Source organism: Rahnella sp. Larv3_ips (assembly GCF_003697865.1).
GTDB lineage: Bacteria > Pseudomonadota > Gammaproteobacteria > Enterobacterales > Enterobacteriaceae > Rahnella > Rahnella rivi.
In genome coordinates this window covers 189987-204184 of the sequence record NZ_MJIB01000008.1, presented here as the reverse complement: position 1 = coordinate 204184, position 14198 = coordinate 189987, and the positions used below count along the sequence as shown (strand labels likewise).

Annotated in this window: 11 protein-coding genes; 6 read left to right on the top strand and 5 right to left on the bottom strand. The window is 53.4% G+C overall.

From position 1 onward, the window contains the following. The first annotated feature begins 111 nt into the window (after positions 1 to 111). The gene (gene cysQ / locus ED901_RS14220) at positions 112 to 858 is read left to right on the top strand and encodes a 3'(2'),5'-bisphosphate nucleotidase CysQ (protein WP_056782466.1); all 747 of its coding nucleotides are present in this window, start codon (positions 112 to 114) and stop codon (positions 856 to 858) included. Positions 859 to 911: 53 nt separating this feature from the next. Here the strand turns inward: cysQ and ED901_RS14215 are convergent, their stop codons facing one another. Then, a complete protein-coding gene (locus tag ED901_RS14215; protein ID WP_122096283.1) occupies positions 912 to 1469 on the bottom strand; it encodes a YtfJ family protein in 558 nt (185 codons plus the stop codon). 311 nt (positions 1470 to 1780) lie between these two features. Between ED901_RS14215 and ED901_RS14210 the strand changes: the two genes are divergently transcribed. Continuing rightward, positions 1781 to 1987, top strand: a complete 207-nt coding sequence (locus tag ED901_RS14210; RefSeq protein WP_056782464.1) for a DUF1107 domain-containing protein — start codon at positions 1781 to 1783, stop codon at positions 1985 to 1987. A gap of 111 nt (positions 1988 to 2098) precedes the next feature. Here the strand turns inward: ED901_RS14210 and ED901_RS14205 are convergent, their stop codons facing one another. Together ED901_RS14205 and msrA are read right to left on the bottom strand one after the other, a co-directional pair. After that, positions 2099 to 3457, bottom strand: coding sequence for a hemolysin family protein (locus ED901_RS14205; RefSeq protein WP_056782463.1), 1359 nt, complete (start codon positions 3455 to 3457; stop codon positions 2099 to 2101). A gap of 240 nt (positions 3458 to 3697) precedes the next feature. After that, positions 3698 to 4333: a peptide-methionine (S)-S-oxide reductase MsrA gene (gene msrA, locus ED901_RS14200; RefSeq protein ID WP_056782523.1), complete on the bottom strand. Its 636-nt coding sequence runs from the start codon at positions 4331 to 4333 to the stop codon at positions 3698 to 3700. A gap of 315 nt (positions 4334 to 4648) precedes the next feature. On the opposite strand from msrA, the gene ED901_RS14195 reads away from it, so the two are divergent. The 3 genes from ED901_RS14195 to ED901_RS14185 are packed head-to-tail and all read left to right on the top strand — an operon-like array spanning position 4649 to position 10522. Further along, positions 4649 to 6328 carry an autotransporter assembly complex family protein gene (locus ED901_RS14195; RefSeq protein WP_221298267.1) on the top strand — a complete coding sequence of 560 codons (1680 nt, stop codon included), beginning with the start codon at positions 4649 to 4651 and terminating at the stop codon, positions 6326 to 6328. Next, positions 6325 to 10140, top strand: coding sequence for a translocation/assembly module TamB domain-containing protein (locus ED901_RS14190; RefSeq protein ID WP_122096281.1), 3816 nt, complete (start codon positions 6325 to 6327; stop codon positions 10138 to 10140). The genes ED901_RS14195 and ED901_RS14190 overlap by 4 nt, the downstream gene beginning before the upstream one ends. A 31-nt stretch (positions 10141 to 10171) precedes the next feature. Further along, entirely contained in the window at positions 10172 to 10522 is a 351-nt protein-coding gene (locus tag ED901_RS14185; RefSeq protein WP_122096280.1) for a gamma-glutamylcyclotransferase, read from the top strand. A 107-nt stretch (positions 10523 to 10629) separates the two neighbouring features. On the opposite strand, the gene ppa is transcribed toward ED901_RS14185, so the two are convergent. Continuing rightward, positions 10630 to 11160 carry an inorganic diphosphatase gene (ppa, locus tag ED901_RS14180; protein WP_056782459.1) on the bottom strand — a complete coding sequence of 177 codons (531 nt, stop codon included), beginning with the start codon at positions 11158 to 11160 and terminating at the stop codon, positions 10630 to 10632. Positions 11161 to 11476: 316 nt separating this feature from the next. Here ppa and ED901_RS14175 point away from each other — a divergent pair, with 316 nt between their 5' ends. Beyond that, positions 11477 to 13054: a methyl-accepting chemotaxis protein gene (locus tag ED901_RS14175; RefSeq protein WP_122096279.1), complete on the top strand. Its 1578-nt coding sequence runs from the start codon at positions 11477 to 11479 to the stop codon at positions 13052 to 13054. 130 nt (positions 13055 to 13184) lie between these two features. Here ED901_RS14175 and fbp read toward each other — a convergent pair whose 3' ends face one another. Continuing rightward, positions 13185 to 14189, bottom strand: a complete 1005-nt coding sequence (gene fbp, locus ED901_RS14170) for a class 1 fructose-bisphosphatase (protein WP_056782457.1) — start codon at positions 14187 to 14189, stop codon at positions 13185 to 13187. Positions 14190 to 14198: the final 9 nt, after the last annotated feature.

Here is a 14198-nt window from a genome sequence, read left to right as displayed (position 1 = left end):
TAAATAAATGTGAGATGTAACAACTTTATGAATCGTTAGCATGACGGGATGGCTATTCAGGACAAAAAAAACTAGGCTTGAGAAATGAGAATCAAAGCACTGAGGTAAAAGATGTTAGAGCAAATTTGTCAGCTGGCGCGTGATGCAGGCGATGCGATCATGGCGGTCTATGACGGCGAGCAGCCGCTCGACGCACGTCAGAAAAAAGATGATTCACCGGTGACGGCGGCTGATATTGCCGCGCATGATGTGATCAAAGCCGGTTTGCAACAGCTGGATCCGCACACGCCAATGCTCTCGGAAGAAGATCCGCAAAGCTGGAGTGAACGTCAGAACTGGACGCGTTACTGGCTGGTTGATCCGCTGGATGGCACCAAGGAATTTCTCAAACGTAATGGCGAGTTCACAGTGAACATCGCGCTTATCGAAGACGGCGTGCCGGTGCTCGGCGTGGTCTATGTGCCGGTCACGAAAGTGATGTACAGCGCGGCAGAAGGAAAAGCCTGGAAAGAAGATCAGGGTCAGCGCCGTCAGATTCACGTCAGCGAAGCGCATCCGCCGCTGGTTGTGGTGAGCCGTTCACATTACGACAACGATCAGGAACTGAAAGACTATCTGGCCCAGCTGGGTGAACATCAGACGGTTTCTGTCGGTTCCTCCCTGAAGTTCTGTCTGGTTGCCGAGGGCTCGGCGCAACTTTATCCGCGTTTCGGACCAACGAACATCTGGGATACCGGAGCCGGACATGCGGTTGCCATTGCCGCGGGTGCAAAAGTGAATGACTGGACAGGGCAGACGCTGCTGTACACGCCGCGCGAATCGTTCCTGAATCCGGGCTTCCGCGTTTCTCTGTTCTGACGCAGGCCCGCACTGTTCCTGCCCCGGCCTGCGCGCCGGGGTTTTTTATGCTGTTATTCTTTGACCAGTTGATCGACCAGCGTAATCACCTGCTGAACTTCCTGCGGCGACAGCTGCCCGTCTTTGGCGAATTTAACTACCCCGTTTTTATCCAGCACGGCGACAGCGGAGCTTTCCGGTTGCAGTTGCCACGCCTTTTTCACCACGCCGTTACTGTCGACGATGATCTGCGACCACGGGAATTCCCGCTTACCGCTCTCAATACTTTTACGCACGAACAGACTGGTGCCGATTATCGCGTCATCAATGTTGACGATGGTCGTGGTCTGGTAGCGGTCGTGCGGCAGATTCGCCGCCCTGATGGCCTCAATAAGTGGCTCGTTCAGCGCCTTTGCACTGCTTCTGCCCGCCATATGCTGCACGATACGTACTTTTCCCGGCAATCTGGCGCTGTTCCATTTGCTGTAGCTGAAGGTGTCATTCACGTCATTCAGCTCGCCTTTGTCGTCGACGCCGACCGGTGCCAGACGCTGACCAACCGTAAAGTTATGGGCTGAGGCAAAAAGCGAAAATGTCATAAAACTGATCACACACAGACTTTTTAAAAGCATAGATTCTCCGGGGCACAAAAGGGCAGACCTGCTCATCATAGGATCGCTCAAGTGGTCTGTCCTGTTGGCTTGTTAAATTTGTGTTGCTGGTTACAAAATTGACACATAGAGCAGGGTTATACTGCCAAGCAGTGTCAGGGATTAAGACAATACTGAAAAGCAATGTAAAAGCAGTTAAATACACTGGCAATACCTGAGTGCCCTGCTATGTTATATGTCTCATCACTGCAAATGTTCCTTTTCTGTTCCGGTATCTGTCGCCTTGCGACGTGGCCGGCGCATGCAGTGATTTAACGGAGAAAAGTAGAAAAATGAGAATCTTTCAGCGTTACAATCCGATGAAAGTCGCAAAGTACGTTAAGACACTGTTTCGTGGACGTTTGTACATCAAAGACGTCGGCGCTTTTGAGTTTGACCAAGGCAAAATTTTATTGCCAAAGGTTCGTGATAAGCGCCATTTTAGCGTGATGTCTGAAGTTAACCGTCAGGTTACGCATTTGCAGACAGAAATGGGTTAAACGCCCTGCGCGTAGTCGCTGCCCCCACTGGCGCAGCAGGCGCAAAAAAAACGGCCCCTCTGAAAGGGGCCGTTCGTGTTTCTGGTATACGGAATATTGCGCGGGGATGTTTTATGAAGACTGCGCCTGCGCTTTCTTCTCGTCTTTGATCTCCTGCGGCGTTTTCGGCAGCAACGGAGTCACGGGCTGATCGACAATACGTGTCACCAGCAGCTGATCAATCTTGTAGCTGTCGATATCGACCACTTCAAATTTGTAGCCTGAGAATTTCACAAAGTCCGTACGCTTAGGAATTTTACGCAGCATAAACATCATGAAACCACCGATGGTTTCGTAATTACCTGCCTGCGGAAATGCTTCAATGTGCAGCACGCGCATCACGTCTTCGATTGGCGTACCGCCTTCAATCAGCCACGAGTGCTCGTCACGGGCCACAATCTGCTCTTCCATACCCTGGCCGACCAGATCGCCCATCAGCGTGGTCATCACGTCATTGAGCGTGATGATGCCGACCACCAGGGCGTATTCATTGAGGATCACCGCGAAGTCTTCACCGGCGGCTTTAAAGCTTTCCAGCGCTTCCGACAGCGTCAGTGTGTCAGGCACGATCAGCGCGTTGCGGATCTGCACGCCGCTGCTCAGCATTAAACTCTGATTACCCAGCACACGGTTCAGTAAGTCTTTGGAATCGACGTAACCCACCACCTGATCGATATGGCCGTCGCAGACCAGGAATTTGGAGTGCGGATGCGTCGAGATTTTTTCTTTGATGCTTTCTTCGCTTTCGCGCAGATCGAAGAAGATGACGCTTTCACGCGAGGTCATGGAAGAGGGAACGGTACGCGATTCCAGCTCGAACACGTTTTCAATCAGCTCGTGCTCCTGTTTACGTAACACACCGGCCAGTGCGCCGGCTTCCACCACCGCATAAATATCGTCAGAGGTGATGTCGTCGTTACGCACCATTGGCAGTTTAAACAGGCGGAAAATCATGTTCGCCATGCCGTTGAAGAACCACACCATCGGGCGGCACACCAGCAGGCAGAAACGCATCGGGTTGACTATACGGACCGCAACCGACTCAGGTGAAATCATACCGATGCGCTTCGGAGTGAGGTCAGCGAACAGAATAAACAGACTGGTGACCAGGACGAAGGAACAGATAAAGCTGATTTGATCCGCCATTTCCGGCGACATAAAGCGAATGAAAAAGGACTGGAACGCAGGGGAGAAAGCGGCATCGCCGACAATACCACCGAGGATGGCAACGGCATTCAGGCCAATTTGTACCACGGTGAAGAACAGGCCAGGGGTTTCCTGCAGTTTCATGACGCGGGAGGCATTGACGTTTCCTTCGTCTGCCAACTGTTTGAGTTTTATCTTTCGGGACGCGGCCAGCGATATCTCAGAAAGCGAGAAAAAGGCACTGATCGCGATGAGTAAGAGAATCAGTAAGATACTGTTTAACATAATCTATCCGTTTAACACCGGTATGAACCAGCAGGGAAAGGCACGTATTATTTTTGTTGCTTATTTATTGCTTAACTCAACATCGTTTTACTAACAGATTAAAAGTCGGTTCAGAAGAAAGAAGCATTAAGGATGAAAAAACAAAGATAATTGCCAGAAATAGTTTTAATAGGCCACATTTGTGACCCGCATAGTATAGCAGCAGCACTGAGACTGCCGCCAGCGCTTAAAAATCCCGCATTATTGCGGTGGCAGACAGACGCCGATACCGCCTAAACCGCAGTAGCCTTCCGGGTTTTTAAACAGGTATTGCTGATGATCGTCTTCGGCGTAATAGAACGGCAGGGCTTCGCTGATTTCTGTCGTGATGGTGCGTTTGTCGTTCGCTTCGTCCATCGCCTGCTGGAAACTCGCCAGACTGGCCAGTGCCTGATCCTGCTGCGCCGCGCTCAGCACATACAACGCCGAACGATACTGAGTGCCGATATCACCCCCCTGACGCATGCCCTGTGCCGGATCGTGATTCTCCCAGAAGATCTGCAACAGCTTCGCATAGCTGATAACGGAAGGATCGAAGACCACGCGCACCACTTCCGCATGGCCGGTCTGGCCGGTGCAGACTTCGCGGTAGGTCGGGTTAGGCGTAAAACCGCCACTGTAACCGGCCGCCGTGCTGTGAACCCCTTCCAGTTGCCAGAACAAACGCTCCACACCCCAGAAGCATCCCATCGCAAAAAGAGCGACTTCCATATTGTCAGGAACATATGTCATCGAATGACCATTCACGGCGTGAGTGGTTGCCACAGGCATCGGGGTTGTTCTGCCAGTCAACGCATCTTCTTGATTAACCACATGCGTTTTGTCGGAAAGTTGCACCACAGGAGACTCCATTTGTTGCATTAGTGAACAAAATTAGTAACAGACATTAGTGACCAACGGGTCACTCTTAGTTGTATCTGATTGCGTCTTTGCACACAATACGAGGAACGTTGCGCCGTCGTTGAACATTTTCAGAAGATTGGCACTAAACTGCCTTCATCAGACATTAGAAAGAGGAATCTGCCAAAGATGGGCGGATTTTCTCCGGCGGGCATCTGATATTTTAACAGGACAGCAAAATTAGCAGGAGTGCGTGTGCCACGATATCGTGAACTGGGTTTGTTATGTGTACTGCTCGCCCCCTCACTTTCCATGGCAGCGAAAGTGCGTTTGCAGCTGGAAGGCCTGGATGGCGATCTGGAAAAAAACGTCCGCGTGCGTTTATCGTCAATAGAAAGTGATGAAGTCGGCGCAAACGGGCGGTTCCGTGCGCGCGTCAGTGCCGCGATTGAACAGGGGCTGCGGCCACTGGGCTATTATTCCCCGACGATTGATTTCGACTACCGTGAGACGCCCCCGCCGGGACGTCCGGTGCTGATTGCCAAAGTGACGCCGGGCACACCGGTTAAAATCGCGGGCACCACCGTGGTGATCACCGGCCAGGCGGATAAAGATAATGAATTCGAACAACTGAAGAAAACTCAGGTTCCCGCCGTGGGCACCATTCTGAACCACGGAACCTACGAGCATTTTAAAAGTTCCCTTACCGGTGTGGCACTGCGCAAAGGGTACTTTGATGCCAACATGCTGAAAAGCCAGCTGGGCGTCATCGAAGATGAGCATAAAGCGTTCTGGGATATCCAGTTCGACAGCGGCCAGCGTTACCGCTTTGGAGATGTGCATTATCAGGGCTCGCAAATCCGTGATGATTACCTGCAAAATCTGGTGCCTTTCCACAAAGGGGATTATTACACCTCCGCCCAGCTGGCCGAGCTGAACCGCCGCCTGTCTGCCACGGGCTGGTTTAATTCCGTCGTGGTTTCTCCGGATTTCACCGATGCTAAAGCCAGTAAAACATTACCGCTGAACGCCTTAGTCTCGCCGCGCACCGAAAACACCATCGAGACGGGTGTCGGCTATTCGACGGATATCGGGCCGCGTGTGACGGCCAACTGGAAAAAACCGTGGGTGAACGATCGCGGCCAGAGCTTTGAAACCTCGACCACGCTGTCCGGCCCGGAACAGTCTTTAGATCTCAGCTATAAAATTCCGCTGCTGAAGTCACCTCTCGAACAATATTATCTGGTTCAGGGCGGCTTCAAACGTGAAGACCTCAACGACACCAATTCGGACTCCACCACGGTGAATCTGGCGCGCTACTGGGATCTTTCCAGCGGCTGGCAACACGCGGTAAATCTGCGCTGGAGCCTTGACCACTTTACGCAGGGCAGTGTCACCAACACCACGATGCTGATTTATCCGGGCGTCAGCCTCAACCGTACGCGTCAGCGCGGCGGCCTGATGCCGACCTGGGGCGACTCTCAGCGTTATTCTCTGGATGTCTCGGACACTACCTGGGGTTCCGACGTCGATTTCGCCGTGGTTCAGGCGCAAAACGTCTGGATCCGTACGCTGGAAGAGAAACACCGCTTCGTTATGCGCGGCAATCTGGGCTGGATCGAAACCAACGATTTCGAACGCGTACCGCCATCGCTGCGCTTCTTTGCCGGTGGCGATCGCAGTATTCGCGGCTACAAATACAAATCAATCTCTCCGCGCGATGATGAAGGCAAACTGACCGGTGCCTCCTATCTGGGCACTGGCTCGCTGGAATATCAGTACAACGTCACCGGAAAATGGTGGGGAGCGGTCTTTGTCGATTCCGGCGAAGCGGTAAATGACATCACGAAAAACGATTTCAAAACCGGCGCGGGTGTGGGTGTGCGCTGGGCTTCACCGATCGGTCCGGTGAAATTAGACGTCGCCGCGCCGGTTGGCGATAAAGATGAGCATGGATTGCAGTTTTACATCGGCCTGGGTCCGGAATTATGAGTTTATTTAAGAAAATCTGCCTGGGAACGCTGATCTTCCTGGTGCTGCTGATTGGCCTGGTGGCCTTCCTGATCGGTACGCAAACCGGTCTTCATCTGATGATCAACGGCGCCAACCGGTTCGTGCCGGGGCTGAACATCGCCAGTACCGAAGGCGGATGGCGCGACCTGACGCTGAAAGGCGTGCATTACGAAATGCCGGGTGTGGATGTGAAAGCCGGGGAGTTTCATCTTTCCCTCGATTTCTCCTGCCTGAAAAACAGTGCGTTGTGCGTGAATGCGCTGCGGGTAAAAGACGTCAACGTGGTGGTGAACACCAAAGAAATGACGCCTGCTCAGCCGCAGCCTGAACCAGAAAACAGCGAGCCGCTGACCAATCTCAGTACGCCATATCCCATCACGCTGCGCGTCCTGACCCTGGAAAATATCAATGTAACCCTTGATGACCGTGCCATTTCTCTGGCGTCATTTCGGACCGGTGCGCACTGGGAAGGCCGTGCGATTCAGCTGATGCCAACAAACATTGGCGGATTACTGATCGCGTTGCCGAAAACACCGGTCAATCCGTTGCCGGAGGTGGTGCAGGCCGCGCAGGACAAAGCGGTGGAAAAAGCCACCGGTAAACCGGCGGAACCTGCGGTCTTCGTGCCGGAAAAACCGCTGAGTGAGACGCTTCAGGAACTGTTTGCGAAACCCCTGCTGCCTGAGTTACCCGATTACCGGCTGCCGGTTGACCTCGATATTCAGCAGATTGTCGGGGAAAACCTGCGTCTGACCGGTGATACCGATATGCTGATCACCCGTTTCGAATTAAAGGCCAGTACGCAGGATCAGGTTGTCAGGTTAGATAAATTACAGATCCGCTCGCCGCAGGGCACGCTGGACGGGACCGGGCAGGCGACGCTGAATCAAAACTGGCCGGTGGACATGACCATCAACACCGCCATGAATGTCGATCCGCTTAAAGGCGAGAAGGTCAAACTGAAGGTCGCAGGCGGTTTGCGTGACAAACTCGACGTTGGCCTCAATCTCTCCGGGCCTGTACGTGCGCAGCTGGCGTTGCAAACCCAGCTGGCGGAAGCCGGCTTACCCCTTAACCTGAAACTGACCAGTGACGCTTTGCAGTGGCCGCTGACCGGTACGCCGCAGTATCAGGTGAAAGGCTTTACATTTAACGTCAGCGGAAAAGCGACCGATTACGCACTGTCGCTGCGTTCTGATTTCAAAGGCGATCAGATCCCGCCCGCCACGCTGACCCTTGACGGCAAAGGTAACGTTGAGCAGTTCAACCTGACGCTGTTGCGTCTGGCAGCGCTGCAAGGCAATACCGATCTGACCGGCGTGGTGGACTGGAGTAAAGCCATCAGCTGGAACAGCCAACTGACGCTGACCGGCATTAATACTGCTAAACAGTATCCGGACTGGCCGGCGAAGTTGCAGGGTAAAATCACCACGCGCGGCAGCCTGTATGGCGGCACATGGCAGGTGCAGGTACCGGTGCTGGATCTGAGCGGTAACGTGAAACAAAACGCCGTCAAAGCGCAGGGCAATGTGCGCGGAAACAGTTACGGTCAGTGGGATATTCCACAGCTTCACCTCGAACTGGGGCGCAACAATCTGGATGTGAAAGGTAAGCTCAGCGATACCTGGGATCTGGATGCCAAAGTGGATGCGCCACATCTGGACGGCGCCTTGCCGGGGCTGGGCGGCGTGGCGAAAGGGATGCTGCAACTGCGCGGCGATCTGAAAGCGCCGAAGCTGCTGGCGGATCTGACCGCAACGGGGCTGAAATGGCAGGCACTGACCGTCCGCCGCGTTGACGTCAAAGGCGATGTCAGCTCCACCGATCAGATTCAGGGCAATCTGGCGGTGCGCGTGCAGCAACTGAAACAGGACGCGCTGGATATCTCCGATATCAGTCTGGACGCCAAGGGTAACGAAAAACAGCATCAGATGACGCTGAAAGTCGAGGGTAAACCCGTTTCCGGGCGTCTGGCGCTGAAAGGCAGTTTCGACCGCGCGACCGAGGAATGGAAGGGCACCGTCGATAACACGTTGTTCGATACGCCGGTCGGTGAATGGCGTCTCAACAGGACGATCGCACTGGAGTATTTCAACAAAGAGCAACGAATCACCGTGGGGCCGCATTGCTGGCAGAACCCGAACGCCAGTCTTTGCGTGCCGAAAACCATTGATGCCGGTGCCAGCGGACAGGCCAGCGTGGTGCTTAACCGCTTTGATCTGGCGATGGTTAAACCCTTCCTGACCGATGACACGCAGCTCAGCGGCGTTTTCACCGGTAAGGCCGATGTGAGCTGGAAAGCAGAGGGCGGATTGCCTCAGGCCAGCGTCTCGCTGGTGGGCAAGGGCGTGAAAGTACAGCAACTGGTGCAGGGTAGTCCGTTGCCGGTGGCGTTTGACACGCTGAACCTGAATGCCGGTCTTAATAATGGCCGGGCGACGCTGGACTGGCTGATCAAGATTGCCAATAACGGCCAGCTGGACGGCAGTATTCAGATTGCCGATCCGCAGGGAAAACGTAATCTGACCGGCAACGTCAATATTACCCGCATCTCAATGGCGCTGTTGCAGCCAGCCCTGATGGACGGAGAAAAGGCGTCCGGCATCCTGAACGCGAATCTGCGACTGGGAGGCGACGCACAGAAACCGCAGGTGTTTGGCAAACTGGCGTTGAGCGGCGTCGATTTCGACGGTCAGTTCATGCCGTTTGATATCACCGACGCGAACATCAATATCAATTTCAACGGCATGTCATCGCTGATGGAAGGGGTGATTAAAACGGCGCACGGCCAGCTGGAGCTTAACGGCAACGCCGACTGGAGCGAGCTGAACGCCTGGCGCGCCCGCATTGCCGCACGCGGCGATCGCGTGCGGGTGTCGGTACCGCCGATGGTGCGTCTCGACGTCTCGCCGGATCTGGTGTTTGATGCCACGCCGCAGCTGTTCTCGCTGAACGGTTCGGTGGATATTCCCTGGGCACGCATCACGGTGCAGGAGTTGCCGGAAAGCGCGGTCGGGGTTTCATCAGATGAGGTGATGCTCAACGATCAGCGTCAGCCGATTGAACCTGTGTCAGCGTCAATTCCGATCAACAGCAATCTGATGGTGAATATCGGCAAAGATGTGCGTCTGGATGCGTTCGGCCTGAAAGCCCGGCTTGAAGGGGCGTTGAAAGTGGCGCAGGACAGTCGCGGTCTGGGGCTGAATGGGCAGATTAATATTCCTTCGGGCCGGTTCCATGCGTACGGGCAGGACTTAATTGTGCGTAAAGGCCAGTTACTGTTCTCCGGTCCGGCGGATCAGCCACTGCTGAATCTGGAAGCGATTCGTAATCCGGAAGCGACAGAAAACGACGTTGTGGCCGGTTTACGGGTGACCGGCGAGGCCGATGCACCGAAACTTGAGATATTCTCAGATCCGGCGATGTCACAGCAGGAAGCCTTGTCCTACCTGCTTCGCGGGCAGGGATTAGACAATTCTGGCGGTGACAGCGGCGCAATGACCTCAGCTCTTATCGGGTTGGGGGTTGCGCAAAGTGGTAAACTTGTGGGTAAAATCGGCGAGGCGTTTGGTGTCAGCAATCTGGCACTGGATACTCAGGGCGTGGGAGACAGTTCCCAGGTGGTGGTCAGTGGTTATGTTTTACCGGGTTTACAGGTGAAATATGGTGTCGGGATCTTCGACTCACTGGCAACACTCACTTTACGCTACAGGTTGATGCCGAAGCTCTATCTGCAGGCGGTATCGGGCATCGATCAGGCCTTGGATTTGCTCTATCAGTTTGAGTTTTAATTCATGTGACTTTTACTATACGAATATAAACATGCGAATAATTGTTTACGGTAGTCTGCGACGCAAGCAAGGCAACAGTCATTGGATGACTAACGCTCAATGGCTGGGTGACCATGAGCTGGAAGGGTATGCGCTCTATAATCTGGGGCATTACCCGGCTGTGATTCCAGGGGAAGGAAAGGTCTACTGCGAAGTTTACCGCATAAACTCGTCTATCTTAGCCGAGCTGGATGAACTGAAAAGTAATACAAAAGATTATCGTCGCGAGCTGATTTCGACGCCGTACGGCAGTGCCTGGATTTATCTCTACATTCGCTCACTGGATGGTGTGCCGAGAATAGAGGGTGGCGACTGGGTAAAGCGTAACGATGCAGCAGAGTGAGTAATCTGAGCAAGGTCGTCTAAAAATAAACGTTGTGTTTCAACGCGTAATACATAAAAAAACACCGCCATCTGGCGGTGTTTTTTTTCGTCCGAACAGCGAAAAACTTATTTGTTTTTAGCGCGTTCGAAAGAAGCCACGATTTCAGCTTTTGCAGCAGCAGCGTCAGCCCAACCGTCAACTTTTACCCATTTGCCTTTTTCCAGCGCTTTGTATTGCTCGAAGAAGTGGGTGATCTGGCCGCGCAGCAGTTCTGGCAGGTCGTTCACATCCTGGATGTGATCGTATTCTTTGCTCAGTTTAGTGTGCGGAACCGCAACCAGCTTCGCATCTTCACCCGCTTCGTCGGTCATTTTCAGCATGCCAACCGGACGGCAACGGATCACAGAACCCGGTTGCAGTGGGTAAGGCGTTGGCACCAGAACGTCAACCGGGTCGCCATCCAGAGACAGAGTGTGGTTGATGTAGCCGTAGTTGCACGGGTAGAACATCGCTGTAGACATGAAACGGTCTACGAACAGTGCGCCGGTGTCTTTATCTACTTCGTATTTGATCGGATCAGCATTTGCCGGGATTTCGATAACAACGTAGATATCTTCTGGCATATCTTTGCCAGCAGGTACATTCAGTAAGCTCATGGTTGGTTTCCTTCATTGAACCAGGAATAGAGTGCCGCACATTATAGCCAAGTCTCCCGTGATTTCCCGCCCTTTTCACCGAATGTCGCTTTCCAATTTTCCCGCATGACCTGCTGTTGCGAACCTGCAAAAACTTAAGGTTCGGCAGTAAAATTTACCGCCAGGTCATTTCACCGCGTAACTGCCTGTTTTTGCTTTTCTTATCAAGAAATTCAGTCAATTGCCGATAACTCTATTCAAATAAAAGTCGGGATAAACCTGACCCCTACCGCGATATGCACTTCTCCTTTTCACCTGAATGACTGGATAACACCGTATGTTGAATAAGCTGAGCGTAAAGGCCGGTCTGATCGGCCTGTTAGTGTTTATGACCCTGATTTTACTGTTGGTGAGCGTACTGGGCGCCAATGCCATCAGGCAAAGTGCGACCTCGCTGCAAAAGATTAATCAGCTGCAGGGCGAGGAGTTGGGCTCGCTGGCTGACAGCTACAGTTACTCCCTGCGCACCCGTGTTGCCAGCGGTGTGGCTGTCCGTCAGCTGGAAATCGGCATGATGGATGACGCGAAAGCAACGTCCGACCGCATTGCCGGTTACATCAAACAGGCAGATGAGGATCTGGGAAAATTCGTCAGCATAGTGGATGACACTCAGCACGGCAGGGATTTGTCCGCGGCGGTGCAAAAAACCTACGAAGCCTACAAAACCAATGGCCTGGTCCCCATTCTTCAGGCGTTGCAGTCGCAAAGCGCCGACAGTTATTACGATGTGCTGGAGAATAAAATCACGCCCTACAGCAATGCTTACGACAAAGCGCTCGCGGATTTCCGCGCGTATGCGGTGGATAACACCCGTCAACGCATTGAGCAGGCTCGGGCAGAGGCGCGTATCCAGCTGACCGTCATCGTCGCGGCTTTTGTGGTGGCGCTGACGATTGCGATCATGGCGTGGTTTGCATTGCAGAAACTCATTATGCGTCCGCTGACGTTTTCCATCGCGCAGCTGGAATTCATTGCGCAAGGCGATCTGACACACGATATCGACGACTCTCACAACAACGAAATGGGGCGCCTGCTGAAAGCCATGAAGCAAATGCAGGATTCTCTGGTGTTATCGGTTGGCCGCGTCCGCGATGCGGGTAACCAGATTGACGTGGGCTCGCGCGAACTGGCGGCCGGTAATGTGCATCTGGCGCAGCGCACCGAAGAGTCTGCGGCCTCTCTGGAAGAAACTGCCGCCAGCATGGAGCAGCTGACCTCGACCGTGCGGATGAACGCCGCAAACTCTGAACAGGCGAACCAGCTGGCGCACAGCGTTTCATCGATTGCGGACAAAGGCAGCCAGGTTGTTAATCAGGTGATGGAGAAAATGCAGGGCATCACCGACAGCTCCAAACGTATCGGCGATATCATTACTGTCATCGACGGCATCGCTTTCCAGACCAATATTCTGGCGCTGAATGCCGCCGTTGAAGCCGCACGTGCCGGTGAGCAGGGGCGCGGATTTGCCGTCGTGGCGGGGGAAGTGCGCAGCCTGGCACAGCGCAGTGCGCAATCAGCCAAAGAAATCAAAGAGCTGATTGGTGATTCAGAAAGCCGGGTGGCGGAAGGATCCAGCATGGTGAAATCTGCGGCGGCGACGATGCTGGAAATTTCCAGCGAAGTGACGCGCGTGACCAGCCTGATGCGGGAAATCTCGATTGCCACCAGCGAGCAAACGCACGGCATCGAGCAGGTGAATGTCGCGATCACCCAGATGGATCAGGTGGCACAGCAAAACGCCGCGTTAGTTGAACAGGCGACGGCGGCGACGCGTTCTCTGGAAGAGCAGGCTCAGCTGCTGGCGGCGAGCATGGCCGTGTTCAAACTGAATCAGTCTGAGCAGTACCGATCGTAAAACCGCATTTTGCAGGAAATAAAAAAGGTGGCTTAGAAAGCCACCTTTTTACGTTCAGAACAACGGTAAGGCTAAGTTACAGAGGTATCACGTTCATTCTTTGATGTTTTATTGTCGTGCCGCGCAGGGCTTATTCATCAGGGAATTGGGCGATAAAGCGTTCTGCATCTTCGACCATTGAGCAGTTACCGACGAAGAACGGCGCGCGTTCATGCAGTTTCTGCGGAATGATATCCAGAATGCGGTTTTTACCGTCGCTGGCTTTGCCACCGGCCTGTTCAGCCAGGAACGCCATCGGGTTGCATTCGTACAGCAAACGCAATTTTCCGTTGGGATGGGTCGCCGTACTTGGGTAAATGTAAATGCCACCTTTGAGCAGGTTACGGTGGAAATCTGCCACCAGAGAACCGATGTAACGTGAGGTGTAAGGGCGCAGCGTAGCTTCGTCCTGCTCCTGACAATATTTGATGTATTTTTTTACGCCGAGCGGGAATTTGATGTAGTTGCCTTCATTGATCGAATACATGCTGCCGGTTGCCGGGTAGCGTACTTTTTCATGGGAGAGGCAGAATACACCGAGTGAAGGATCGTAAGTGAAGGCATGAACGCCAACGCCGGTGGTGTATACCAGCATGGTGGACGAACCGTAAACCACGTAGCCCGCAGCGACCTGACGGTTGCCCGGTTGCAGGAAGTCAGCTTCGGTCACCGACTGGCCCAGTGGCGTGGTACGACGGTAGATGGAGAAGATGGTGCCGACCGAGACGTTAACGTCGATGTTTGAAGAGCCATCGAGCGGATCCATCAAAATGACGTATTTTGCATTCTCAGCGCGTTCGCCCTCGAAAATAACAATTTCGTCTTCTTCTTCCGACGCGATACCGGCAATTTCGCCGCGCGCTTTCATGGCTGCTTTTAACTTCTCATTCGCATACAGATCGAGCTTCATCTGTACTTCGCCCTGAACATTTTCTGCGCCGCTGGTACCGAGAATATCAACCAGACCCGCTTTGTTGATGTCACGGTGAATGATTTTAGCGCCGAGTTTTATTGCTGAGAGCAAGGCGGTGAGTTCACCGGTTGCATGAGGAAAGTCTTGCTGTTTTTCAACAATAAATTCGCCTAACGTTTTCATAACACGTTC

Coding starts and splice junctions, on each gene's coding strand:
- ED901_RS14215 (WP_122096283.1), bottom strand. CDS start 1,469: ATGCTTTTAAAAAGTCTGTGTGTGATCAGTTTTATGACATTTTCGCTT.
- ED901_RS14205 (WP_056782463.1), bottom strand. CDS start 3,457: ATGTTAAACAGTATCTTACTGATTCTCTTACTCATCGCGATCAGTGCC.
- ED901_RS14195 (WP_221298267.1), top strand. CDS start 4,649: ATGGCAGCGAAAGTGCGTTTGCAGCTGGAAGGCCTGGATGGCGATCTG.
- cysQ (WP_056782466.1), top strand. CDS start 112: ATGTTAGAGCAAATTTGTCAGCTGGCGCGTGATGCAGGCGATGCGATC.
- fbp (WP_056782457.1), bottom strand. CDS start 14,189: ATGAAAACGTTAGGCGAATTTATTGTTGAAAAACAGCAAGACTTTCCT.
- ED901_RS14185 (WP_122096280.1), top strand. CDS start 10,172: ATGCGAATAATTGTTTACGGTAGTCTGCGACGCAAGCAAGGCAACAGT.
- ED901_RS14210 (WP_056782464.1), top strand. CDS start 1,781: ATGAGAATCTTTCAGCGTTACAATCCGATGAAAGTCGCAAAGTACGTT.
- ED901_RS14175 (WP_122096279.1), top strand. CDS start 11,477: ATGTTGAATAAGCTGAGCGTAAAGGCCGGTCTGATCGGCCTGTTAGTG.
- ppa (WP_056782459.1), bottom strand. CDS start 11,160: ATGAGCTTACTGAATGTACCTGCTGGCAAAGATATGCCAGAAGATATC.
- ED901_RS14190 (WP_122096281.1), top strand. CDS start 6,325: ATGAGTTTATTTAAGAAAATCTGCCTGGGAACGCTGATCTTCCTGGTG.